Source organism: Mesorhizobium sp. M0898 (genome assembly GCF_040319695.1).
Taxonomy (GTDB): domain Bacteria; phylum Pseudomonadota; class Alphaproteobacteria; order Rhizobiales; family Rhizobiaceae; genus Mesorhizobium.
Genome location: NZ_JAMYOE010000062.1, coordinates 1 through 22,757 on the forward strand (window position 1 = coordinate 1; position 22,757 = coordinate 22,757).

Genomic DNA, 22,757 nt, shown 5'->3' on the forward strand with positions numbered 1-22,757 from the left:
TCGCCGGATCGTCGCCGGAATTCGCGTAAGCGGAAAACAGCGCCACCGCTTCCTTATGCGCCTGGGTCTGCATGTCGATATATTTTGATTGGAAACTGTCCCCGCTGGCCTCCTTGAGTTGGTCGGAGAGCGCGCGAAGCTTCCGTGGAGATCGTTCGCCAGTCTCAGAACTGCCTGACGTCTCAGGACCCGCCACTCATCGAGCGCGCCGCCGGCGACTACGGCTGGGCGGCGGTCCACCGCCATCAATATAGCGATTGGCCGTACCGCGCCGGCGGAGCTTCTGGATAGCCAGGACCCGCAATGCGCAGCCCTTGTCCGGGCTCTGAACAAAGCCGGCGAGGATGCGTGAGGACCGGCTGCGTGGGTGAGATGTCCGAGCCATCCCAGCGTTGACGCCGATCCCGGGGCTGTTCGGCAGCGGGCTCGCGCTGGTCCCGCTCCAGATCGTCGCGGGCAGCCGGAGGGTCTGGTTGCCCGCCATCATCAGAGAGCGCCAGTTTTCGCCTGTGGCGTTCGGTCTTATGGTCCGTCATTCGGTGCCGATGATCAGCCGGGTGGAGAAAGTGGTGCGCACCGGTCGGCTGCAGATCCTGACGGGCCCGACGGTGCAGACCCGCTCGGCGTTCCGATCTTCCTGCTCGCTGTCGTTATCGCCCTGCTGATTCCCTTCGGCAATATCCTGCCGGTGCTCTCACTGGTAGTCTTGGCCGTCGCATTGATGGAATGCGACGGTCTCGTAACCCTGATTGGACTGCTGCTCGCGTCGACGTCGTTTGTCGCGACTGCGGCTCTGCTTGTTGTTGTGGCATCAGCGGTCCCGACGTCCTAAGCGCGGGATTGCGAGATCACGGGCGCGTCCTCAGGCATTGAGTCCGAGACCCGCCGCTCACTGACGGCCCAGGCCTGCTCTTCGACATTTTCATCTGCCTCAAGTCTGCGCCGCAACTCCCTTATCACGGGGTGCACTGGAGGTGCGAACCAAAGGATTGCTATGGAATTTAGAGAAGGACTTCCTCTGCGACCAGCTTCCGGTCGGGAGCTGGTAAACTTTTTGACTATCGGCCCTAAACAGAGGACCGTAACATCCCCATCTCCTCGGCTGCGCCGCGGTCGCGGTGAGGGATAGGCGCCCAGCCTGGTTCGGTTTCGCCGTTGCGGAGCCACGGAAACGGCAGATTCCCTCACGTTGGCGGTGCGGCGGTGGAACGGGGCGACCGAGAACCGCTGTTGCCGTTAAATCTCAGTCTTCGCTGCAGGCCAACGCGATCAACGTCCACACATATTTCTGAAAGTCTCAGGCTTTAGCAGCCTTCCGCCCGTAGCGATCGCACCATTCGCACGACGACGGGATCGTAGGCGATTTTTTCGGATCTGCTGTAGTTCATTATAAAGAGCGCCGCACCGTCATTGCAGACGGCAATGACGCGTACGTAGCGGATTTGCCCGTCCCTGATACCGGAATAACTGGCCCACGTCGGCTTAACGCGCCGATAGGTCACTTTCCAGCCCGCCTTTTCATCCTCGACAATTCGATGCTCTATTTCGGCGCGGAAACTGGCCTTTCCGAGCCTTGCGCCCCAAACAGCAAGAAAGGCCTCGTTTTTGCCCTGAAAAGCTGCTCCCTGGTCGGAACGCTGAGTTAAAACAAAGCCGGGGGGCGCATCGAATACAAAGCCAAACTGCTTAATGCCGAAGGGCTGCCACTCTTGCGCATAAAGAAGCGTGGTGGAAAATAACAACGAGACGAAGCTAAGCAGCAAGCGGAACATGGCGCTTAATTAGGGTCGAGTAATATACCGTCCATACCCTGCCGGAGTTTTTTGCCAAGCCGACCTAGCATCGGCAAGCTGGCTTAGTCGCAGACGCCGGCGGCGCCGCTCGACACGGCTGCTTAACCCGACTTGGCTCCAAACTCGTACTCGGGCGATCACCTTGGCCCGATGAGGCGCCGTTAGTGAGCTGCCGCTGGCCAGCGCCGCCGCACGCAATCGATGGCAAGATTTTGTGGCCGCAGTTGGTCGGCAATCCAAGGCTTACGAATCCTCGCGTCCAATCCCTGTGCAGATTCCCACTGGAACCAATGCGACCGGGTCCGGTTAACAATCGAAGGGGCCCCTCGGATCTTGAATGATGGTCGATCTTTTGAACATCGAGCTGCCTAAAGCCAGGCAGCGCGTGAAACGAGCGGAGCTGTCTCTCCAGCGTGCGACCGAAATGCTGGACAAAGACTGCGGCGTCGGCATTAACATCGCGCTGTGCGACAGGATTAGGTCTGCACAACGTCGACTGGCCGAGGCCAGAGAACGTCTGGTCAAGATAGATTCCACCTGCACGGACTGCGGTCTGACGCTGAACATCCGGCCGCTTGGCGGAGCATCGCAACAGCCGCAAATTTCCGCGCGATGCGCGATCAGGGCCACTGGTATTCCAGAGCTTCCATGCGTCCACAAACCGACGGTTGGAGCGTAAAGGACGAACTCGGCACCGAAATGTCAGGTCGTCCCCCGGTCGCTCCCGGCAGCAACAAGGTGGTACCGGAAGTTGTTGCCGATGCGTCGTCGAAATAGCGACCCTGGCGGATGCGGCCCGGAACGCGGCAAAGGTCTCCGGCGGAACGCTGTCAAACTCGGTATGCCTTGGCGCTGGCTACAAACCAGACCGAGAGGATTCTTCTTTCCGGATCAGACCCCGTTTTGCGTATGGAGGTGGAGGGCATGACGGCAACTCGGGTCGAGACGGTCAACGAGCGGAGAGGCAGTCGCGTTCCTTGTCTCCGTCCCTCAGCAATCGGCGCAAACGCCGAACATGGAGCTGGCGCTCCTGCGAGGAAGCGGAAAGAGATCGGAGGGTCGTCTGCGGATGCTGCAGCCGCCCACGCGCCCGCTCGAGGCTTAGTTTCTTCCTGGGGAGGAGCTTGTGGGTCAGGACAATCAGGGACGACGGAGTGGTACGCTTCGTTGTGGCAGAACGACCGCTTGATCGCAGCCACCTGGAACAGCGTCGAAATCGCAATCATCACCAATATCATCTGTCTCGTGCTTGGTTCGGTCTCACCTTGATTGTCGCCGCGCACGCCGCGGCGCGTTGGAGGATGTCATTGGGATTCCTGTGTGAAAAGATCCGGGTAGGATTGCCGATTGGGCCTGTGCGCCCATAGTCACGGCATGAAGGCGGAGTATGTTGAACTGGTTTTGTTGGAGCAATCACTTGCCAATACAGGCGGTATGAATCGGGCGTTTTCCGACCGAGTGGATGACATCGCGGAGAAAACTGGCGGATCTGTCTTGTTCGACGTTCGCGTGGACGGCGATTCTCGCATTCAGAGGATGGCGGCGATTGGGTACGGCGCAAACGACACCGTGGTAGCAATCATGATGGATAAAAACGGACAACTTACATCCGCGCCGGTGGACGCAGACAACGACTTTCTGGTGGCCGAACTAACCGTGTGGAGTTCGCTGCCGATGGCCGAGCAGGCCTCTGCCAACTACCACGGCGCGGCAGAGAGCTTGCTTGCGAAGCTTCGCAAATCGGGCCGTTTCGACCGGTCTACCTGATCTTTCTCAAAGTCGGATGGCGGTGGCGTGATGGCGAGACACACGGTAGCGCGTCGTGTGGGTCATGTCCCACGAGTCTGAATGTCCCACGAGTCTGAACCAAAAAGAATGTTTGATATCAAGCTCTTTACCGCGTCGGTGGCCCGCAAGGGCGAATTGGGACCTACAAGTTCAGCAATGATGGGCAAATTGTCCGCGTCGGTCTGAACGGGTCGACGGCACATGGACGATGCCGTCCGAATCGGTGACATAGCGCTCGCAGCGAGCCCGGATTGACCAGTTCGAGGTACGCGGGCTGATACGAGGCATCGATCACCCGCTGCAGGGTCAGATCGCTAGCGAGCGTCGCGCCGTACACGGTGGAGGCCAAGCCCGTGGCTGTGCCAAGCCCCCGTGGGCACGCTGGGGAAGCATGCCGTAGGGGCCGTCAATATAGGCGCTGCCGCGTGGCGCGCCGCTGCGATCGTGCCTGCTGGCAGGTATAGCTGCCTGCCGTCGCATAGGCCGTGGAGCCTGCATCGTCACCGTATCCAGCCATGCCGATCCTCACTTTGCAACATTCAGGTTCCGCCCACGTTGAGTTCGGCTCAGGCTGCGAGGAAAACACCTGGATGACCTACCGGCAGGCGCAGGACTTCGGTGGTCAAGCCCGTAAGGGCGAAAAAGGCACCCTCGTCGTCAAATATGGCACGTTCACGCCGAAGCATCACGACGATGACGAAGACCGCGCGATTCCATATCTGAAGGGCTACACCGTCTTCAATATTGAGCAGATCGAGAACATACCGGATCGCTTCTTCAGCCCCGCCGAGGAGCTCTCGGCAATCCGGCTCCGCACATCGAGGCCCTCGAGAGCTTCGTCCAGAACATCGGCGCAAGCGTCAGCTACGGTGGTGCCAAAGCTTGCTACCGGCCCAGCATCAACGACATCCTCATGCCTGACCGCGGGCGTTTCGACAGCGAGGTTCACCTTTACTCGACTTTGCTAGACGAGGTTTCGCATTGGTCCGGCGCAAAGCATCGCCTGGACCGCGATCTGACGGGCAGGTTCGGCAGTGAAGGCTACGCCGTGGAGGAGCTTGTTGCGGAGCTCGCGGCATCGTTCCTGTGTGCCGACCTGGGCGTGGCGCATGATCCACGCGACAACACAGCCGCCTATCTGGCGAGCTGGCTCGCCGTCCTTAAGAGTGACAAGAGAGCCATCATCACGGCCGCTGCGAAGGCGCAGGCCGCTGCCGAGTATCTCACAACGCTGCAGCCGGCCGTCGGACTGGAAGCCGCGTAATGAGATGGGGTGTCCGGAGGCCGGCGGTGGACTTCGGCGCCATCATAGCAATCGATCCTTCATCGTTCCACCTGGCGCCATTTGGTTGTCCGCGGACAACCACTGCTCTGTCTGAGGTGTTCTCCTGCATTCCCTGTGAGTTGTCCGCGGACAACTGAGCTCGAAACGGCATCAGGGTTAAGCATTTGTAAATTCGTAACGAAAAGGGTCTTATTGTAACTGCGCAGTTTATCGCATCTTAGCGCTAATTGCGCAGTTCGAGGGCCAAGGATGTTGCAGCCAAAATTGGCGGCGGCCCTGAGCGCGTTTGAGGCTGGTGCACGGCATTTGCCGGCGGCGTTTCCTCCAAAACAACTCCATACTCGGCGATCACGCATCCTCTGAGACCACGAGCAAATCCCTTGAGCCTGACTGAACCGACACTTGACAAATCGGCGGCCGTCCGACACGTTCTTAACAAAAGGCACAACAAACTTACAAAAGTTCAAGTTGGCACAATCTGGCCGATAGGGAGAAGGCCGATGCGTCTGTGTGACCGAGCGGAGATTTGCGCGTGAGCACGGTGACCGTGACCCGCGAAGCGCCCAGATGGGCCCTTCCCCGGTTCATGACGGCCGAGCATCCTTTCCCCTGGCTCGCGCCGATCACGGTGATGCTTCTCGTTTTCGGCATCTATCCCCTCGCCTATTCGGTCTGGCTGTCGCTTCACAAACGCAATGTCGTTTCCCGTCAGCTCGACTTCGCCGGGCTCCACCAATGGACGCGCGCCTTCTCGGATGCGCGTATGTGGCATTCGCTGGAAACCACGCTGATCTACACCTTCGTCGCGCTTGCGGTTCAGCTTGCGCTCGGCATCCTCATCGCGCTTCTGCTTGACACCGATCGCAAAGGTTACGGCGTGCTGCGGGCGCTGATGACACTGCCGCTGGTGGTGCCGCCTGCGGTGACCGGAATGATGTTCCTGCTGATGCAGGACGGCTCTTTCGGCGTCCTGTCGTTCTACCTCTATGCCCTCGACCTGATCTCGCCGGCACAGCCGATCCTGACGCAGCCCGGAACCGCATTGGCGGCGATCCTGCTGGCGGACATATGGCAATGGACGCCGTTCATGGTGCTCATCATCCTGGCAGGGCTCAGGGCGCTGCCGAAGGAACCTTTCGAGGCAGCCGCGATCGACGGTGCCAACGGCATCCAGACGTTCTTGCGGCTCACATTGCCGATGCTGCGCAAGGTGATAGCGGTCGCGGTGCTGATCCGCGGCGTCGATCTCTTTCGCATCTACGACTACGTCTACATCATCACCGCCGGCGGGCCAGGCACGGCCACCGAGACGCTTTCGTTCTACGCTGGCCGTATCTACTTCACCGGAGACTTCCCCTATGCCGCGACCCTGTCGCTGATCGTGCTCGTCGTCTTGATCGTCGTGTCGAATCTCTTCGTCAGGCTGTTCAAGGTGAGGTTCTGATGGAGTCGTCGCGCGCCCAAACGATCGCCCGCGACGTGCTCGCCGTCCTGGTGGTGGCGATCTTCATGTTCCCCATCGCGTGGTGGGCGCTGTCGTCTATCAAACCCTATTCGGCGATCTTCGACCGCAGCGGACCGGTCTACGTCGGTTTCACACCGACGCCGGACAATTACCGTGTGACGTTGCTTGGCGTCTCACGCGTCGACATCGGCATGGAACAGGGCGGCGAGGCGGCCGGGGTGATCAAGGGTGGCGCCAGTTCATACGATTCCCGCCGGTCGTTGCTCGACAGCGCCATCATAGCCGTCGGATCTACGGCGCTGACGCTGCTGCTGGCCACCCTGGCCGCCTATTGCCTGTCGCGAATGCAGTTCAGCGGCCAGCAGTCCTTCCTGTTCTGGATTCTTTCGCAGCGCTTCATGCCGCCAATCGCGATCGTCATTCCAATCGTTTTCATGTTCCGCGATCTCGGCTTGCGCGATACCTATACGGGCCTCGTCCTCGTTCACAGTTTGATCAACCTGCCGCTGGCGGTTCTGCTTTTGAAGTCGTTCTTCGACGATGTTCCGCGCGAGGTTGATGAGGCGGCGCTTATTGACGGCGCGACGCGCTGGCAGACGTTCCGACGCGTGGTCCTTCCCATGGTCAAGGGCGGCATCGCTGCGACGGCCGTGCTGTGTTTCATCTTTTCGTGGACCGAGTTCCTGCTCTCACTGTTCCTGACAACGTCGATCCGCACTGTGCCGGTGAAGATCTCGACCTTTGTCACCTCGACCGCGACCGAGTGGGGCTACATCACAGCGCTCGGCACGTCCGCGATCATACCCAGCTTCATCTTTATCCTGCTGGTTCAACGGCATCTGGTCCGCGGCCTCACCCTCGGATCGCTGAAGGAGTGAGGCGCTGACGAGAAGAACGACGACAAAAACGCAATGGAGGAACGATCATGAGCTTCAGTGAACACGACAAGAAGACATTCGTAGCCGATACCTGCAATGACTTTACGGCGCGCCGGATAACCAAACGCGACTTCATGAGGAAGATGGCGCTCGCCGGTGTCGGCTTTTCCGCCTTCGGATCGGCCATGCTAGGTGGTGGCCGCACCAGTCGGGGGATGCTGGGCCTCGGGGTTGAAGAAGCCCGCGCCCAGGACGCCGATATGCTGAAGTGGCTGGCCGACGTCGGCAAACCATATGTCGGCACCAAAATCCGCTACACGTCGGAAGCGACGCCGCCAACGATTGTTGCCAACCAGCTTGTCGCGGGTGAATTCACCAAGGCAACCGGCATTGAGGTGGAAGTCGAGATCGTGCCGCTGGAGCAGGTTCTCGCCAAGGCGACGCAAGACGTACAGGGCCAGCTTGGCACCTATGACGTCTACTATCTCGACCAGTCCTGGATGGCGACATTTGCCCAGGATGTCGTCGATCCGCGCGAGTATTACGACCAGAACAAAGAACTGGCGATGCCGAACTTCGACTGGGACGATTTCTCCAAGCCGCTGGTCGACGGCATCGCCATGTACAACGGCAAACAGTGCGGAATTCCATTCGATATTCCGATCTTCATCCTGATGTACCGCAAGGATCTTTTCGACAAACACAACATTGCCCTGCCGACAGACCTCGACGCCTACCTCAAGGCCGTCCAGGCGCTTACAGAGGCAGAAAAGAGCAACGGCATCTTCGGCACCGCGTGCCAGGCGAAGTCCGGCCACTATTCGCTGGAATGCGACTGGACCTTCGCATTGTGGGGCCATGGCGGTTCTGTCTTCAACAAGGACAAGAAGTTTGTCGGCAATGACGAGCGCGGCGTGGCCGGGCTCAAATTCTATCAGGAGCTGGTCAAGAACTCGCCGCCGTCGGCGACGACTTGGACCTGGGACGGCCAAGGACAGGCCCTGACACAGGGACAAGCCGCCATGGCAATCACCTGGGGCGAGGATTTCCCCGGCTTCGATGCCAACGATTCCAAGGTCAAAGGCCTGTTCGAGGCCCTGCCCGCGCCCAAGGAAGTTCCTGGTCGTCGCGCCGCTGCCGATTGCGGCTTCAACGAAATCCCGGCCGTCGGCCACCAGGGCGGCTCGACGATCTCGCTGTCGCAATATTCCAAGAACAAGGAAGCGGCATGGCTGTTCATGCAGTGGGTCTGCTCGAAGGATGTCATGGCGCGGGTATCGACGCTCGGCGGCGGCGCCTCGCCGATGCGCAATTCCTCTTTTACAGATCCTCGGGTCAAGGCGAAGGCTGTTGTCGGCCCCGGAACGACACGCCATTTCGACGCGATCAAATACACGATCGACAATCAGATGGGATCTGAGCCGGACATGCCGATCTGGGCGGATCTGTCGAACAACGACATTCCGGTTGAGCTCGGCAAGTTGCTTACGGGCCAAGACTATGGCGGCGATGCCAAGGCGTGCCTCGATGCCATTGCCGGCATTGTCGACGGCAAAGTCAAGGACGCCGGTCTTTAGCGGCTGGTCGGTGATTTGGGCGAAGGCGGCTTCGGCCGCCCTCGCCGTTTGGCAACGTGGCGGCAATGGTTCCTGATCTCGTCATCGGCATTGATTCCTCGACCTCGGCAACCAAGGCGATCGCCTGGGACCGCAATGGTCTGGCCGTGGCCGAAGGTCGTGCACCGCTTGCAATGTCCAACCCGCGTTCGGGCTATTTCGAGCAGGATCCGGCCGAGTGGTGGACCTCGACGGTCGCAGCGCTGCGCGCCGTGACGTCAACGGTTTCGCCGGCACGCATTGCCGCCCTCGCGATTGCCAACCAGCGCGAGAGCTTCGGACTTTTCGACGAGCAAGGCCAGGCGGTCGGGCCGGCGACGCTCTGGCTCGATGAGCGCGCCCGTGGCAAAGCACGCCGCTTCGGCGAGAGTTTCGGCGCGGCACGCGTCCACGCAATATCCGGCAAGCCGCTGGACGTCATTCCTTGCCTTTACCGCATGATCTGGTTCCGCGAGCAAGAGCCCGAGATTTTTGCCCGGGTGGAGCGGATGGCCGAAGTCCACGGCTATCTGGTCTTTCGCTTGAGCGGCCGGTGGGTGACGTCCACCGCATCCGCCGACCCGATGGGCATACTCGATATGCGGGCTATGGACTGGTCGAACGATATACTGGAGGCAGCGGGCGTCGCCCGGCGCATGATGCCAGAAGTGGCGCGGCCCGGCACCGTTCTGGGCCAACTGACGTCGGAAGCGGCCATTTCGACGGGCCTGCGCGAGGGCACGCCGATCGTCGCCGGCGGCGGCGACGGTCAATGCGCCGGCACGGGCGCTGGTGTGTTGCAGCCGCGATGCGCTTACATCAACCTCGGCACGGCGGTCGTCTCCGGCAGCTTCGGCACGGACTACGTCCACGACCAGGCCTTCCGCACCGAAACGGCGGTCGCCGATAATGGCTACATCTACGAGACGTGCCTTCGCGCCGGCACTTTTCTTGTCGACTGGATGGCGCGCGAAATGCTTGGCGTCGATCTGCATGGCGCAAGCGATGCGCTGGAGGCGCTCGAGGCCGAAGCCGCTGCCAGCCCGATCGGCGCAGGCGGCATAATGCTCCTGCCCTACTGGCAGGGCGTCATGGACCCGCACTGGGATAGTGCGGCCCGTGGTGTGATTGCCGGGCTTTCGGGCTCGAGCCGCCGCGGCGACATCTATCGCGCCGTGCTCGAAGGCATAGCGCTGCATCAGGCCGCGACAAGTCAGCGGGCGGCTGCGGCTGCCGCCCAGACCATCGAGCAGTTCATAGCCATCGGCGGAGGAGCGAAGTCCGACCTGTGGATGCAGATTCTGGCGGATGCACTCGATCGTCCAATAAAGCGTTCGACGACCGTCGAAGCCTCCTCGCTAGGCGCGGCGATGGCGGCGGCAAAGGGGGTGGGCTGGTTTTCCACGATCGCCGAAGCGTCGCTCGCAATGGCCAGCGAGCCGGCCAAAACCTTCGAACCGGACACGAAACGGGCCGCGCTCTACGCCGAACTTCTTGCGATCCATGCTGATCTTTGGCCAACGCTTGCAGCCTGGAACCAACGCCTCGCGGCCTTCATGGAGGCCGATCATGGCTGAAGCGACCAACTGGAGCGCGTTGATCGAGGACGTTGTCGCTGGACGCTGGACAGATCCCAAGACAGGCGCGGCCGCGGTCCTGCCGTTCCAGACCATCGAATTGCTGGAGACGACGGAAGGCCGCGAGGCGGATCTCGTTGCGCCGCTGAAGCTAGGCAGCCGCATCGCCGTGGTCTCCGATATCAACACCGTCGATGTGATGGGCAGGCGCGTCGCGAAGGCGCTGCGTGCCATCGCCGACATCGACGAAATCGTGCTGCCTGACGGCCTCGACTGTGATGAGGCGACGATCCAGATGGTCAGGGAGAAGACACGTCACGCCGAAGGGGTCGTGGCCGTCGGGTCGGGCGTCCTCAATGACAGCTGCAAGCATGCAACCTTCCTCGACGAGCGACCCTATGCCGTCTTCGGCACGGCCGCCTCGATGAATGGCTACGGCGCCTCGACAGCGTCGGTGACCTTGGCCTCCGGGCTCAAGATCTCGCTGCCTTCACACGCGCCCCGGGGCATCTTCCTGGACCTTGGCGTGTCGGCCGCAGCGCCCGCCTGGCTCAGCGCCGCCGGGCTTGGCGACAGCCTCTGCCGCTCCACGGCCCAGATCGACTGGTGGGCTTCGCATCGGCTGTTCGACACTTACTATTCCGAGGTGCCCTACCTGCTGCAGGCGGGCGATGAGGAGCCGATGCTGGCCCATGCGCCTGGCCTTGCCAGGCATGACGTCACCGCTGTCGGGCATCTCCAGCGCGTCTTGACGCTGTGCTCGATGGGCGTGTGCTTTGCCGGCGTTTCCCATCCCGGGTCCATGGGAGAGCACCAGATTTCCCATTGGGTCGACATGTTCGCGGGAGAGCGTCATCCCGGCACCACGCACGGCCAGCAGGTCGGGGTTGCCTCGCTGGTCATGGCGCGTCTGCAAGCGCGGCTGCTGGACATGAAAGAGCCGCCGCAGGTGAAGCCGACCGCCATCGACGAAGCGGCGATGCTGGCCCGCTATGGCGCGCAGCTTGGACCACTTTGCATTGCCGAGATGAAGAAGACGGCACTCGACGCCAGCCAGTCGGAAATCTTCAACCGCAGGCTTGCGGAAATCTGGCCGGCGCTGCGCCAGGAGGTTCGGCCCATGGCAATGCCGGTCGCCCGCATGAAGGCAGCACTCAAGTCTGCGGGAGGGCCGGTCACCGGCGCGGAACTAGAGCTGCCGCGCGCGCTTTGGCACGACGCCATTCGCTATTCGCGAGAAATCCGCGGCCGATGGTCCTTCATCAATCTGGCCGCCGATGCGGGACTCTTGGAAGAGTTTCTGGAGAGCGAATGGTGAGAGCGCATCCGATCGCCAATCGCTCGCATGGCGAAAATGAGATCCAACCGGCAAGGGCAATCGAAGGGTAGCAATTTATGGCGTCTGTCACCATCAGCAACATAAAGAAGGACTATGGTGCCCTCTCGATTATCGATGGACTCGATCTCTCGATCGAGGATGGCCAGTTCGTCGTTCTGCTGGGGCCGTCCGGCTGCGGCAAGTCCACTCTGTTGCGCATGATAGCCGGTCTCGAGCCCATCACGTCCGGTGAGATCGCCATAGGTGACAGGGTCGTCAACATGCTCCATCCCAAAGACCGCAATATCGCGATGGTCTTCCAGAATTACGCGCTTTACGCGCACATGACCGTCTTCGACAACATGGCCTTTTCCATGCAGTTGAAGAAGCGCCCCAACGAAGAAATCAAACAGAAGGTCGGGTGGGCGGCCTCGATCCTCAACCTGACACCCTATCTGGAACGGTATCCCCGCCAGCTTTCGGGCGGCCAGCGGCAGCGCGTCGCCATGGGTCGCGCCATCGTGCGGGACCCAACTGTGTTCCTGTTCGACGAACCGCTGTCCAATCTCGATGCCAAGCTGCGGGTGCAGATGCGCACCGAAATCAAGGAGCTCCACCAGCGGCTGAAGACCACCACCGTCTATGTCACGCATGACCAGATCGAGGCCATGACCATGGCCGATGTCATCGTCATTATGCGCGACGGCCATATCGAGCAGATCGGGCGCCCGCTCGATGTCTACGATCGCCCGGCAAACCTCTTCGTCGCCTCCTTCATCGGCTCGCCCGCAATGAACATGTTCCATGGCGAGGTGGCTTCCGAGCGCGACGCCTGGGTGGTGCGGACCGACGAGCTATCCCTCCCGCTCCCGCCAGGGGCTGCGGTCCGGCCCGGCCAAAAGGTGATCTACGGCATTCGCCCCGAACATCTTCGACCAGTGGCCGACGGGCGCGGCATTCCAGCGAGGATTACGGTTGTCGAGCCGACTGGCCCCGAAATCCACATCTTTGCCAGCATGGGCAACACCGCGATCTGCTCGGTGCTGCATGACCGCATGGAGGTCTCTCCTGGAGCTGTGATCCATGTGGAGCCGGCGCCTGAGCGAATCCACCTGTTCGACGAAGGCAGCGGCGAGCGGCTGGACAAGGGAAGAAGCTGAATGGCGCGGATCGTTATCCTCGGCGCCGGCGTCATGGGCTCTGCCATGACGCTTCCGGCCGCTCACGCTGGTAACCGCATCACTCTTGTCGGGACCCATCTCGATGAGGAGATCGTCGGCTCCGTGGCCAGCACAAGTCATCACCCACGCCTCAACATCAATCTGCCTGATGTGGTAACCGCCTGTTCCTGGACCGAATTCGGGGCGGCGATGAACGATGGACCCGATCTGCTTGTACTCGGCGTCTCGTCGGCCGGCATTCCTTGGGCGATCGACCGCATTGCAGAAAGCATCAAGTCGCCCGTGCCGATACTGATGATTACGAAAGGGCTTGCGGCAAGCGACGAAGGCGTGGAAATCCTGCCACATCTGCTTGCCCGCGAGATCGAGCAACGCACTGGCTTGTCGGTCCCGGTGATGGCCGTCGGCGGACCGTGCATTGCCGGCGAACTGGCGGCGCAGCGCGACACCTCAGTGGTCGTGGCCGGGCATGATCCCGACCAGGTGGCCGCGGCGTCCCGCATTCTGCGCGCGCCTTTCTATCATGCGCGATCGTCATCCGATCTCGTCGGCGTCGAGATCTGCGCCGCTTTCAAGAATTTCTACACACTCGCCGTTGGAACTCCCGTCGGGCTGCTCGAGCGCGACGGCAAGGCGCCCAATGGCGCACTGATGCACAATCTTGCCTCGTCGCTATTCTCGCAGTCCCTCGCCGAGATGGCGATTCTGGTCGAAGCCCTGGGTGGAAAGGTCGAAACAGTGCTGGGGCTGGCCGGCTCCGGCGATCTTTACGTGACCTGCCAGGCGGGCCGTAACGGTCGCATGGGGCGCCTGCTCGGCCGCGGCCTGCCCTATTCCGTGGCGAAGCGCGAACATATGAGTTCAGACACGGTCGAGGGCGCGCAACTGGCGCTGGACCTTGGTCCGACTTTGAAGAATATGATGGCCCGGGGTGTACTTCCCCACGATCGCCTGCCGCTGACGAGCGCCATCATCGACGCAATTTGCCATGATGCTCCGCTGGTTTTGTCCTTCGACCGCTATCATCGAGGCTAGCGGAGCCGGGAAACTCGATTGATGCCTCATATCGATGAGCACATGGCTCCGCCGAGCCGCTCTGGACCCGCTGCCGCGGAGTGGACAGGATGATCTGATGGAGAAACCAGCGCGAAAGAAACGCGACGGCCGCCAAGCCGTAACGAGTTCCGTCACGGCCGATCGCGAGGAAGGGCTGCTCGTGCGCGCCGCCTGGCTTGCTTATGTCGGTGACCTGACGCAGGCGCAAATCGCCAAGTCTCTTGGCCTGACCCGCCTTCGCGTCAACCGGATGCTGGCGCATGCCCGTCAGCGCGGGATCGTTCAGATTCGCATCAATTCCAAGGTGGCGAACTGCATCGAGCTGGAGCACCGGCTGCGGGACGCCTATGGCGTTTCCGACCCAATCGTGGTTCCGACACCGCCCGATCCTACCCTGGTGCCACAGGTGATCGCAGCCGCTGCCGGTGAAGCCCTGTCGCATAGAATCCATGACGGGATATCGGTGGGCGTGGGATGGGGACGCACGCTCCAGCTTAGTCTGCGCTCAGTGACCGTGCGCCCCGTCAAAGGCATGTCGGTCGTTTCCCTGCTTGGCGGGCTCACGCGTGGATCGGCGATCAACATCTATGAAATCGCCTCGCGGCTCGCGGCGCTCTTCGACGCGGAATGCTACTACATCGCGGCACCGGTGTTCACGGATACGGAGGCCACGCGCGATCTGCTTATGCGCCAGTCCATTCTGGAAGACGCCTTCACCCACGCCCGCGACGTTGACGCCGCTTTCGTTTCGGTGGGCGCGGTGCACAAAGACGCCACCATCTTTCGGATCGGACTGGTAGGAGACAATGATCTCAGATCGCTCCAAAAAGCCGGAGCCGTCGGCGATATCTGCGGTCACTGGATCGGCGCCGACGGACAACTCGTCGATCACCCGCTAAACAGCCGTGTCATCGGCCTCGCCCCCGAACATCTGCGCGACGTCGACACTGTGATCCTGCCCTCCGGCGGCCTCGACAAGGTTCCGGTGCTGCGCGCCGTGTTGCGTCTGGGAGTCGTCGATGTGCTGATCACCGACGAGAAAACCGCCCAGGCGATCCTTGCGGAAAAGCCGTAGCGCAGACTGACCTCTACCAGCCGAACGGCTCGCCAGTGACCGCTTCTTCGCGTCACAGAACCTCGTGGATTTCCTCGATCGAAGTCTCGCCGATCCGCTTGTCGAGAACGATCTCGCCGCGCGCCATCGCCACGACCCGGTCACAGCATTCGAAAACATGATGCATGTTGTGGCTGATGAAGACGCTGGTGATGTTCTGGGCCTTGAGGGCGCGAACGAAGCCGATCACCTTTCGCGTCTCCTTGACCGAGAGATGATTGGTCGGCTCGTCGAGGATCATGACTTTTGACTTGAAGTGCATGGCCCGGGCGATCGCCACGCCTTGGCGCTGGCCGCCCGACAGTTCGCCGACCAGCGCGTCGGGCGACCTCAGATGCAGATCGACGTCGGCGATCGCTTTGACGCTTTCGTCACGCATGCGCTTCTGGTCCAGGATGCCGATGCCGAAAACCGAGCCCTTCACCGGTTCGCGTCCGATGAAAACGTTGCGTGCGATGGTCATGGTCGGGACCATCGAATTGTACTGGTAGATCGTCTCGATACCGCGATCCATGGCGTCGCGCGGGTTCGAGAAGCGGACCGGTTCACCTTCGATCCTGATCTCGCCGCCATCGGGCTTTTGGGTGCCTGACAGGATGTTGATCAGCGTCGATTTGCCGGCGCCGTTATCGCCGACAAGGCCCAGCGCCTCGTCTGGATAGATGTCCAGAGTGACGTTCTTCAAGGCGTGGACGCCGGAATACCATTTCTGGAGCCCCTTGATCGCGATGATGGGTGCCGCCATGATCAGGTCTCCACCTTCATTGCCCTGCCCCGCTTTCGAAGCCAGGCGTTCACGACGACCGCGAAGATAGTCAGGAAGCCGATTGCCATCTTGAACCAGTTGGCGTCAACCTGGCTCAGCACCAGTCCGTTGTCGATGACGCGGATCAGGGCAGCCCCGATGATGCCGCCGAAGATAGTGCCAATGCCGCCAGTCAGCGAGGCGCCACCGATGACGGCAGCCGACACGGCTTGCAACTCCAGCCCCTCGCCGATCGAAGGCAGCGGCGCGCCAAGCCGCATCACCTGAATGGTGCCGGCAAAGCCGGCGAGCACCGAACAGATCATGAAGCAGGCGACCTTCACCCGGGCCGTCGGGATGCCCATCGATTGCGCGGCGGGCAGAAAGCCGCCGGTGGCGCGCACCCAGTTGCCGAAATTCGTGCGCGACAGAAGCACCGTCACCAGGATTGCCACGGCGAGAAACCAGAAGAACGACATGCGAAAGAGGTCGCCCGGCCCCACATAGATCGTAAACAGCCATTTCGGCAGAGCGTTGGCCGGGATGACAGGAGGGAAGCCACCGGAGATTACCACCGTCAGCGAACGCGCGATGAACAGCATGCCAAGCGTGGTGATGAAGCTTGGTATCGCGAAACGAATCGTTATGAACCCGTTGAAGAAGCCAATCAGGGCGGCGATCGCGAGCCCGGCGGCAAAGGCCGGCGCGAACGGCACGCCTGCCGCCAGCATCACCGCCATGGTCATCGGGGTCAGCGCAAATACCGAGCCTACCGAAAGATCAAACTCGCCGCATATCATCAGCAGGGTCACGCCGATCGCGACCAGCCCCATTTCAGGCAGCAGCCCAAGCATTCCGCGCACGTTCTGTGTGTTCAGAAACACGCCGTTCGAGCGAATCTGAAAGACGAGGAGAAGGAGGAGCAGGAACACGACCGCCGCAAGCTCAGGCTTCTCCAGATAAATCTTCATCAAGCGCTTCATCATTCGCTCCGGCTTGGGATTGTTTGCGCTGGCTTGTCGCATCGGCAAGGGGATGGCGGCAGTTTGTCGGCTACCGCCCCTGACATGGGAGATGCCGTTGGAGGATGGGACGGAGCCGACGCCCAAAGCCGTGCTGCCTGGCCCTCCCCTTGCCCCCTCCGCGTAAAGAACGAGGAGAGGACGCTGGCTTCGCGCCTACCGCACGCCTTGTGCGGCCAGTTCCTTGAGCTTCGGCACGTCTTCCTTGACGATGATGCCCTTGCCGGTGTCGATGTCTGCCGGCAGCAGACCGACGTTCTTGGCGAGATAGGCTTCCATCACCGGCATGAAGCCCTGCATGTAGGGCTGCTGGTCGACCTGAACCTGGATGTAACCCGCTTCCATCTGTTGCAGGACTTCCGAGACGATGTCGAAGCCGCCCATCAGCACCTTGCCCGGCTCGATCCCGCGATCGATCAGGACCTGGGCCACGTAGGCATGCCAAAGGCCGGTGTCGAAATACACCGTGGTGTCCGGGTGGGCAGAGAGATAGGCGCCAACACGATCGGCGACGACGGCGCCATCTGTGCCGGTGTCGAGCCGTTCAATGACCACTTCGCGTCCGGCATTCGCGGCCTTGTATTCCTCAAGGAACTTCATGACGCCGGCAGCGCGCTGTTCCGACCAGTTCTGACCGGGCGCGGAGACGCCGACGAGCGCCCTGATCTTGCCTTCCTTGGGGAAGAACTCGGACATCTTCTTGCCGAGTTCGTAGCCGGCGGGAATGAAGCCCTGGCCGATGAAGGCCTGGCGGGCATTGCCGGCTGCACCCTCGGTGTCGTCGACGTTGGACGCGATGACCGTGACGCCGGCAGCGCGGGCGTCGGCGATGATCTGGTCGAAGGCATTGTTGTCGACGATCGAGGTGATCAGCGCGTCCGGTTTTGCCGCGAGTGCCGCCTGCATGTTGGCCGACTGTTGCTCGATCGAACCTTCGGTCTGCGTGAAGACCATCTGGCAATTGGCCTGGATCTTGGCGCAGGCGTCGTCAAAGCCCTTCTTCACCGCCTGCCAGAACGGGTTCGACGCCGACGAATGATGCGTGAAGACGATGTTCATCGGCTCCTGTGCGCGTGAGCCGATTGCCGAGCCTCCAGCCAGTACGGCTGCCAAGGCTGCCGAGATAAGTAGCTTCTTCATGGTTCTCCTCCTCCGTAGAAAGCTGCTTCAGGTTCATTTTCAGAGAGTAGATGCCTCGCTCACCCGTCGAAGCGCCGTGAAGGCGCGATCGATCTCCGGGTTCAGTTCCATGCCGAGGCCCGGTCCGGGAGGCACGGTGATCATGCCGTTCTTCACCTGCGGCAAAGCGGTCACAAGGTCGCGGTACCAGGTCTTGTAAAAGGCCCTGACACTCTCCTGGACAAGCGCGTTCGGCGCATTCAGCGACAGGTGGGTCGATGCGCCGAGCACCACTGGACCTGTGCAGTCGTGTGGCGCGACCGGCAGGTGCCATGCTTCAGCCATGGCAGCGATCTTGCGCGCCTCCGAGAGCCCGCCGCACCAGCTGATATCAAGCATGATGACACCGGCCGCTCCGGTTTCGAGAAGGTCGCGGAAGGCCCACCGGGAACCGAGCGTTTCCGAAGCCGATATCGGCGCCAGCGAAGCCTCGGCATAGCGTTTCAGGCTGGACAGGCTGTCCATCCTGATTGGATCTTCGTGCCAGAAGGTCTTGTGGGAGGCAAGCTCGCGAGCGATCTGCATGGCCGGCAGCAGCTGCCACATTGAATGGAATTCAACCATGATGTCCATCTTGTCGCCGACCGCATTGCGGATTTTCTCGAACGGCGCCAGCGCGGAATTCAAGTCGGGCTGCGATATATACTGGCCGCGCGTTTTCTCGGCGGCCATGTCAAAGGGCCAGATCTTCATGGCCGTGATGCCTTCCTCCAACAACGAATGCGCCAGTTCGTCGGCGCCGTGAAGGAAGCCGTTCAGATCATCATAGGCGTCGCCAGGCTTATCGAGCCCGTAGTTGGCCGTCGTCTGCCCGGTGGCCTTCTTGATGTATTCGGTTCCGGCACAGGTGTTGTAGGTCCTGATCTCGTGCCTGGTGAACCCGCCGAGGAGTTGTGCGATCGGCTGACCCGTCGCCTTTCCGAACAGATCCCAAAGCGCGATGTCGAAAGCGGAATTGCCCCTGACTTCCGCGCCCGTCGATCGGAAACCGAGATAGCCGACGAGGTCGGCGGCAAGCAGGTCGATCTGCAAGGGGTCGCGCCCGATCACGCACGGCGCGACATATTCGTGCAGATAGGTCTCGACGGTTTCAGCCATGAAAAAGGTCTCGCCGAGTCCGACGAGGCCTTCGTCCGTGTGAACCAGGACCCACAGAAGGTTCGGCCGCTCCTTGAGCCGCAGCGTTTCCAGTTTCGTGATCTTCATTGCGCCCCTGCTCCTCAGGCGATGCCGGCCGCCAGCAGGGCCTTGACGCTCTCGTCAAAATGCCTCGCCATCAGGTCACGCGCCGACTGGGGATCACCGGTCTCGATTGCTTCGGCGAGGTCGATATGGATCTGGATCATCGCCAACTGCTCGGCATCCGAAGGGCGGGTCCGCCAGCCGATCGGCCAGGTCTGGCGCGATACGCGCTCGAACGCGCCGACGATGAGGCTGAAAACCGGATTCTTCGCAGCCTTGGCGATTTCGAGGTGAAAGGCGAGATCGTGCTCCATGACCTGTTCCGGCCGCTGGAAATTCTCGAGCATGGCGAGCGCGTGCGTCCTGATCCTTTCCACTTCGTCGGCTGTTCTGCGCAAGGCCGCCAGCATGGCGGTGCGGGTCTCAATCGTGCGGCGCACGTCATAGATTTGCTGCACCGTGATCTGCTCGGTGTGGACGCCATGCTCGATCACCAGTGACATCGCGCCATAATCCAGCTCGGCGACGGTAGCCCGTCTGCCCGCCCTCAGGTCGATAAGCCGCATGGCGGCGAGCGAGCTGAAGGCCTCGCGAACCACGGTACGCGAGACGCTCAATTGTCTCGAAAGCGCGGCCTCGCTGGGCAGCCGGTCGCCGGGCCCGAGCTCATGCGCGCGGATATGGCGCGTGATCTCGCCGATCGTATTGCTGACCAGGCTCGCTGCGTCGGAATATTTTGCGGATACGGCCGTGCTCACGCAATCTCCCGTTCAGGAGTGGGCAAACCTGTATGGCAGGTTTTCCAGATATGTTGATAGTACATAGGAAAGCTGTAAGTCAATCGAGTCTTCGCCGGGAGACCTCGGCATCATCGCCGGGACATCGATGACCACAGGCTTGCATGAGCGATGCTGTTGCCGCGACCGGGTGCGGGAGCCTGCGTGGTCGAACAGCGATCATCGCGCTTGGGTAGGGCAGACATTCTCGTCGTGAACACCGGCGGGCGGCCGACCATGCCGCCCGAAAATATCTCGACGGACGATTCACTGCTATTTCGATCGACGCACCCCATATGAGCGGAAAGAGTGTCACTTGAGGACTTGCCTATGCTGATTTCGCGTTGGGGACGGTTTGCAGTTTTGTTTGCGGGGTTGTTCCTGGCATTTTCCATGGTCGCTGTGGATCACGCCGATGCGCGCCGTGGCGGCAGCTTCGGCAGTCGCGGCATGCGCACTTTCCAGCCGGTCCCGCCGACCAGAGTTGCGCCGCAACCGGCCGCACCGGTTGAGCGCTCGATGACGCCCAATGCGGCCACGAACAATGCGGCCCGTCAGCCGCAGGCATTCCAGCGCCCGGGCTTCTTCAACGGCCTCGGCGGATCGATGATACGTGGGCTGCTTCTCGGCGGTTTGATCGGCGTTCTTCTGGGGCATGGGTTCGGCGGCTTGGCCGGCATGTTGGGTCTTTTGCTCCAAGTACTGCTGTTCGGCGGCGCGATCATGCTGGCGATCCGCTTTTTCCGCTTGCAGTCGGCGCAAAGCCCAGCGCCCGTTACGGCTGGTGCCTCGCGGGGCACCGGGACCTTTGCGCGAAACGCAGCAGCGCGGCACGAGCCGAGCAACGGCCCGACTTCCTCCATTACCGGCATCGGGTCAGGATTTGGCGGAACGAGTCAAGCCAACGCTTCCGATGAGATCACACTCACCCAAACCGACCTCGACACGTTCCAGCAACGGCTGACGGAAGTTCAGGAGGCATTCGGGCGCGAAGATCATGCTGCATTGCGCCGGTTGGTGACACCCGAGATGGTGTCCTATCTGTCCGAGGAACTTGCCGACAATGCCAAAAAGGGCGTCAGGAACGACGTGTCGGACGTCAGCCTGCTGGAGGCCGATATTGCGGAAAGTTGGCGGGAGGGTGATCGCGACTACGCGACGGCTGCTTTGCGCTATGAGTCTCGCGACGTGACCCGCGACCGCATCAGCGGCAAGATCGTTGAGGGCGGGGCCGATCAGCCGACGGAGACGGCCGAACTGTGGACCTTTACGCGGCAGAACGGCGGTGACTGGAAGCTTGCCGCAATACAGCAGCCTGGCTGATGTGCTTGCCTTCGTTGAGATCTCTGCCCAGAGGTTGTTCAGGTTTCGCGCTACCACTCGAAGACCAGCGCCCTTTTCGCGCTTGATCAATCCGTCACGGACTGATGCGGTAGCTCACCAGCGCGCGCCGGCGTCGGCCGGTCGGTCAATCGAGTCTTTAGCACGTCGATGAGGCTGATTGTGATGGCGATCACCGCAGGTCCGAGGACAAGGCCGGATGCTCCGAACAAGACGATGCCGCCGACCGCGCCGATAAAGGCCACCACCGTGTGGAGGCGCAACCGATTCCCGACAAGCATCGGATAGAGCAGATTGTCGATGCCGCCGACGATGACGCCGCCCCAGACGGTCAATATCGCTGCGCTGGCCCAAGCTCCCTCCAGTGCGAGATAGACCGCTGCGGGCACCCAGATCACAAACGCCCCGAGCACGGGCACGATGGCAAGAAGTCCCATGACAAGGCCCCAAAAGACTGGCGTCGGCAGGCCGAGCCACCAGAACATCAGGCCACCCAATGTTCCCTGGACGGCGGCGACGAACACGGTGCCGAGCAGTGTTGCATGGACGGTCTCCGCAAAGCGAGACAAGATGTAGGCTGTCTCCGGAGCGCGCAGGGGCGAAAGGCCCGCGACGGCTTGCAGGCCATGTTGGCGGTCGCGCAGAAAATAGAACAGAAGATAAAATGTCAGGCCGAACATCGCGACTTGATAGATGGAGCCACGCAATAGCGATGTGCTTTGTCCCGTCAGCCATTGCACAAATGCGGCGACTGAGCCGGCCGGATCGAATTGGTTCTCGATCCATTGGGCAATGGCCGAAAGCGTGGGACAGCCAGACATGAAGCCGACTGCGTCCCAACCGCGGATGACCTCCTCCAGATAAGTCGCTCCGTTTACCGCCTCGCGAACGAGCTGTTGTGCGACGAGCGCCAGCGGCAGGCCGACGGCGATCGCCGCGACGCTTACCGATATCAGCGCTGCCAGGTTTCGATTTCCGACCCGTCTCTCAACCCACCGGTGAGCCGGAGACAGAATAATTGCCAGGACGAGCGCCCAGGTCAATGCAGGCAAAAAAGGCCACGCCAGCAGATAACAGACATATAGACCGATCGCCGTCGCTGCCAGGACGCCGAGCAATTTCAATTGTTTCACATCCGGCATCTGTTTCAGATCGGGCATCTCTCGCCGTCTCGCAAGCCCAGCGAGCCTAATGGTTTTCCCGAAGAAAAGGCAGGTCGGTTGCCGTACCCGGTCAGGCTGCCGCTGAGGCGCTTCGAGTGACCTTCAGGGGATTTTGCGGCTGCGCAGAAATAGGAGATAAAATGTCAGGCCCAGCGTCGGTTGCCGTACGGGTTGTGGTGCTGTCAGGATGGCGAAACCAGAAGGCGTTGGGTGCCTAGAGCGGTTCCTGATTTGACGGAATCGAAGGGGATTCCGGATCAGTCGGTTTTGTGATTCAAGATGCTGGCTGGAGTGGAGGC

19 protein-coding genes and 3 pseudogenes are annotated in these 22,757 nt (G+C 61.3%); 14 read left to right on the forward strand and 8 right to left on the reverse strand.

Going from position 1 to position 22,757, the window contains the following annotated elements:
* A partial coding sequence (locus NKH90_RS31595) for a DUF4142 domain-containing protein (RefSeq protein WP_352823085.1) occupies positions 1–196 on the reverse strand: 196 nt, incomplete at its 3' end.
* On the opposite strand from NKH90_RS31595, the pseudogene NKH90_RS34950 reads away from it, so the two are divergent.
* Together NKH90_RS34950 and NKH90_RS31600 are read left to right on the forward strand one after the other, a co-directional pair.
* Positions 145–352 (forward strand): annotated as a pseudogene (locus NKH90_RS34950) (hypothetical protein); the annotation flags it as partial. The gene NKH90_RS31595 and the pseudogene NKH90_RS34950 overlap by 52 nt on opposite strands.
* Positions 353–392: 40 nt before the next feature.
* A pseudogene (locus NKH90_RS31600) lies at positions 393–832 on the forward strand (exopolysaccharide biosynthesis protein).
* A 472-nt stretch (positions 833–1,304) separates the two neighbouring features.
* Here the strand turns inward: NKH90_RS31600 and NKH90_RS31605 are convergent.
* Positions 1,305–1,772 carry a hypothetical protein gene (locus NKH90_RS31605; RefSeq protein WP_352474337.1) on the reverse strand — a complete coding sequence of 156 codons (468 nt, stop codon included), beginning with the start codon at positions 1,770–1,772 and terminating at the stop codon, positions 1,305–1,307.
* Between the two features lie 358 nt (positions 1,773–2,130).
* Between NKH90_RS31605 and NKH90_RS31610 the strand changes: the two genes are divergently transcribed.
* The 11 genes and pseudogenes from NKH90_RS31610 (at position 2,131) to NKH90_RS31660 (ending at position 15,011) form a co-directional block, all read left to right on the forward strand.
* Positions 2,131–2,472 (forward strand): hypothetical protein, encoded by a 342-nt coding sequence (locus NKH90_RS31610; protein WP_352541854.1) that lies wholly within the window; start codon positions 2,131–2,133, stop codon positions 2,470–2,472.
* Positions 2,473–3,167: 695 nt separating this feature from the next.
* Positions 3,168–3,560, forward strand: a complete 393-nt coding sequence (locus tag NKH90_RS31615; RefSeq protein WP_502898893.1) for a hypothetical protein — start codon at positions 3,168–3,170, stop codon at positions 3,558–3,560.
* Positions 3,561–4,147: 587 nt separating this feature from the next.
* A pseudogene (locus NKH90_RS31620) lies at positions 4,148–4,845 on the forward strand (ArdC family protein); the annotation flags it as partial.
* A gap of 553 nt (positions 4,846–5,398) precedes the next feature.
* A complete protein-coding gene (locus NKH90_RS31625; RefSeq protein ID WP_352474341.1) occupies positions 5,399–6,310 on the forward strand; it encodes a carbohydrate ABC transporter permease in 912 nt (303 codons plus the stop codon).
* Positions 6,310–7,209: a carbohydrate ABC transporter permease gene (locus NKH90_RS31630; RefSeq protein ID WP_352823088.1), complete on the forward strand. Its 900-nt coding sequence runs from the start codon at positions 6,310–6,312 to the stop codon at positions 7,207–7,209. The genes NKH90_RS31625 and NKH90_RS31630 overlap by 1 nt, the downstream gene beginning before the upstream one ends.
* Before the next feature lie 47 nt (positions 7,210–7,256).
* A complete protein-coding gene (locus NKH90_RS31635; protein ID WP_352823090.1) occupies positions 7,257–8,786 on the forward strand; it encodes an ABC transporter substrate-binding protein in 1,530 nt (509 codons plus the stop codon).
* A 65-nt stretch (positions 8,787–8,851) separates the two neighbouring features.
* A complete protein-coding gene (locus NKH90_RS31640) occupies positions 8,852–10,381 on the forward strand; it encodes a xylulokinase (protein WP_352823092.1) in 1,530 nt (509 codons plus the stop codon).
* Complete coding sequence (locus NKH90_RS31645) at positions 10,374–11,699, forward strand: iron-containing alcohol dehydrogenase (RefSeq protein WP_352823094.1); 1,326 nt, start codon at positions 10,374–10,376, stop codon at positions 11,697–11,699. Before NKH90_RS31640 ends, NKH90_RS31645 begins: the two co-directional genes overlap by 8 nt.
* A gap of 77 nt (positions 11,700–11,776) precedes the next feature.
* On the forward strand, positions 11,777–12,859 hold the full coding sequence (locus tag NKH90_RS31650; RefSeq protein WP_352541850.1) for an ABC transporter ATP-binding protein: 1,083 nt from the start codon (positions 11,777–11,779) through the stop codon (positions 12,857–12,859).
* Entirely contained in the window at positions 12,860–13,915 is a 1,056-nt protein-coding gene (locus NKH90_RS31655) for a hypothetical protein (protein ID WP_352823096.1), read from the forward strand.
* A gap of 97 nt (positions 13,916–14,012) precedes the next feature.
* Positions 14,013–15,011 (forward strand): sugar-binding transcriptional regulator, encoded by a 999-nt coding sequence (locus NKH90_RS31660; RefSeq protein WP_352823098.1) that lies wholly within the window; start codon positions 14,013–14,015, stop codon positions 15,009–15,011.
* A 52-nt stretch (positions 15,012–15,063) separates the two neighbouring features.
* On the opposite strand, the gene NKH90_RS31665 is transcribed toward NKH90_RS31660, so the two are convergent.
* The 5 genes from NKH90_RS31665 to NKH90_RS31685 all read right to left on the reverse strand — a co-directional run bounded on the left by NKH90_RS31665 (position 15,064) and on the right by NKH90_RS31685 (position 19,936).
* On the reverse strand, positions 15,064–15,795 hold the full coding sequence (locus NKH90_RS31665; protein ID WP_254819755.1) for an ATP-binding cassette domain-containing protein: 732 nt from the start codon (positions 15,793–15,795) through the stop codon (positions 15,064–15,066).
* 2 nt (positions 15,796–15,797) lie between these two features.
* Positions 15,798–16,778: an ABC transporter permease gene (locus NKH90_RS31670; protein WP_352503300.1), complete on the reverse strand. Its 981-nt coding sequence runs from the start codon at positions 16,776–16,778 to the stop codon at positions 15,798–15,800.
* A gap of 195 nt (positions 16,779–16,973) precedes the next feature.
* On the reverse strand, positions 16,974–17,957 hold the full coding sequence (locus NKH90_RS31675) for a sugar ABC transporter substrate-binding protein (RefSeq protein ID WP_502895713.1): 984 nt from the start codon (positions 17,955–17,957) through the stop codon (positions 16,974–16,976).
* A 39-nt stretch (positions 17,958–17,996) separates the two neighbouring features.
* Positions 17,997–19,202 carry a mandelate racemase/muconate lactonizing enzyme family protein gene (locus NKH90_RS31680; RefSeq protein ID WP_352823101.1) on the reverse strand — a complete coding sequence of 402 codons (1,206 nt, stop codon included), beginning with the start codon at positions 19,200–19,202 and terminating at the stop codon, positions 17,997–17,999.
* A 14-nt stretch (positions 19,203–19,216) separates the two neighbouring features.
* Positions 19,217–19,936, reverse strand: a complete 720-nt coding sequence (locus NKH90_RS31685; protein WP_352823104.1) for a FadR/GntR family transcriptional regulator — start codon at positions 19,934–19,936, stop codon at positions 19,217–19,219.
* 351 nt (positions 19,937–20,287) lie between these two features.
* On the opposite strand from NKH90_RS31685, the gene NKH90_RS31690 reads away from it, so the two are divergent.
* Complete coding sequence (locus NKH90_RS31690; RefSeq protein WP_352823109.1) at positions 20,288–21,277, forward strand: Tim44 domain-containing protein; 990 nt, start codon at positions 20,288–20,290, stop codon at positions 21,275–21,277.
* Positions 21,278–21,363: 86 nt separating this feature from the next.
* Here the strand turns inward: NKH90_RS31690 and NKH90_RS31695 are convergent, their stop codons facing one another.
* Positions 21,364–22,455 (reverse strand): AI-2E family transporter, encoded by a 1,092-nt coding sequence (locus NKH90_RS31695; RefSeq protein WP_352823106.1) that lies wholly within the window; start codon positions 22,453–22,455, stop codon positions 21,364–21,366.
* Positions 22,456–22,757: the final 302 nt, after the last annotated feature.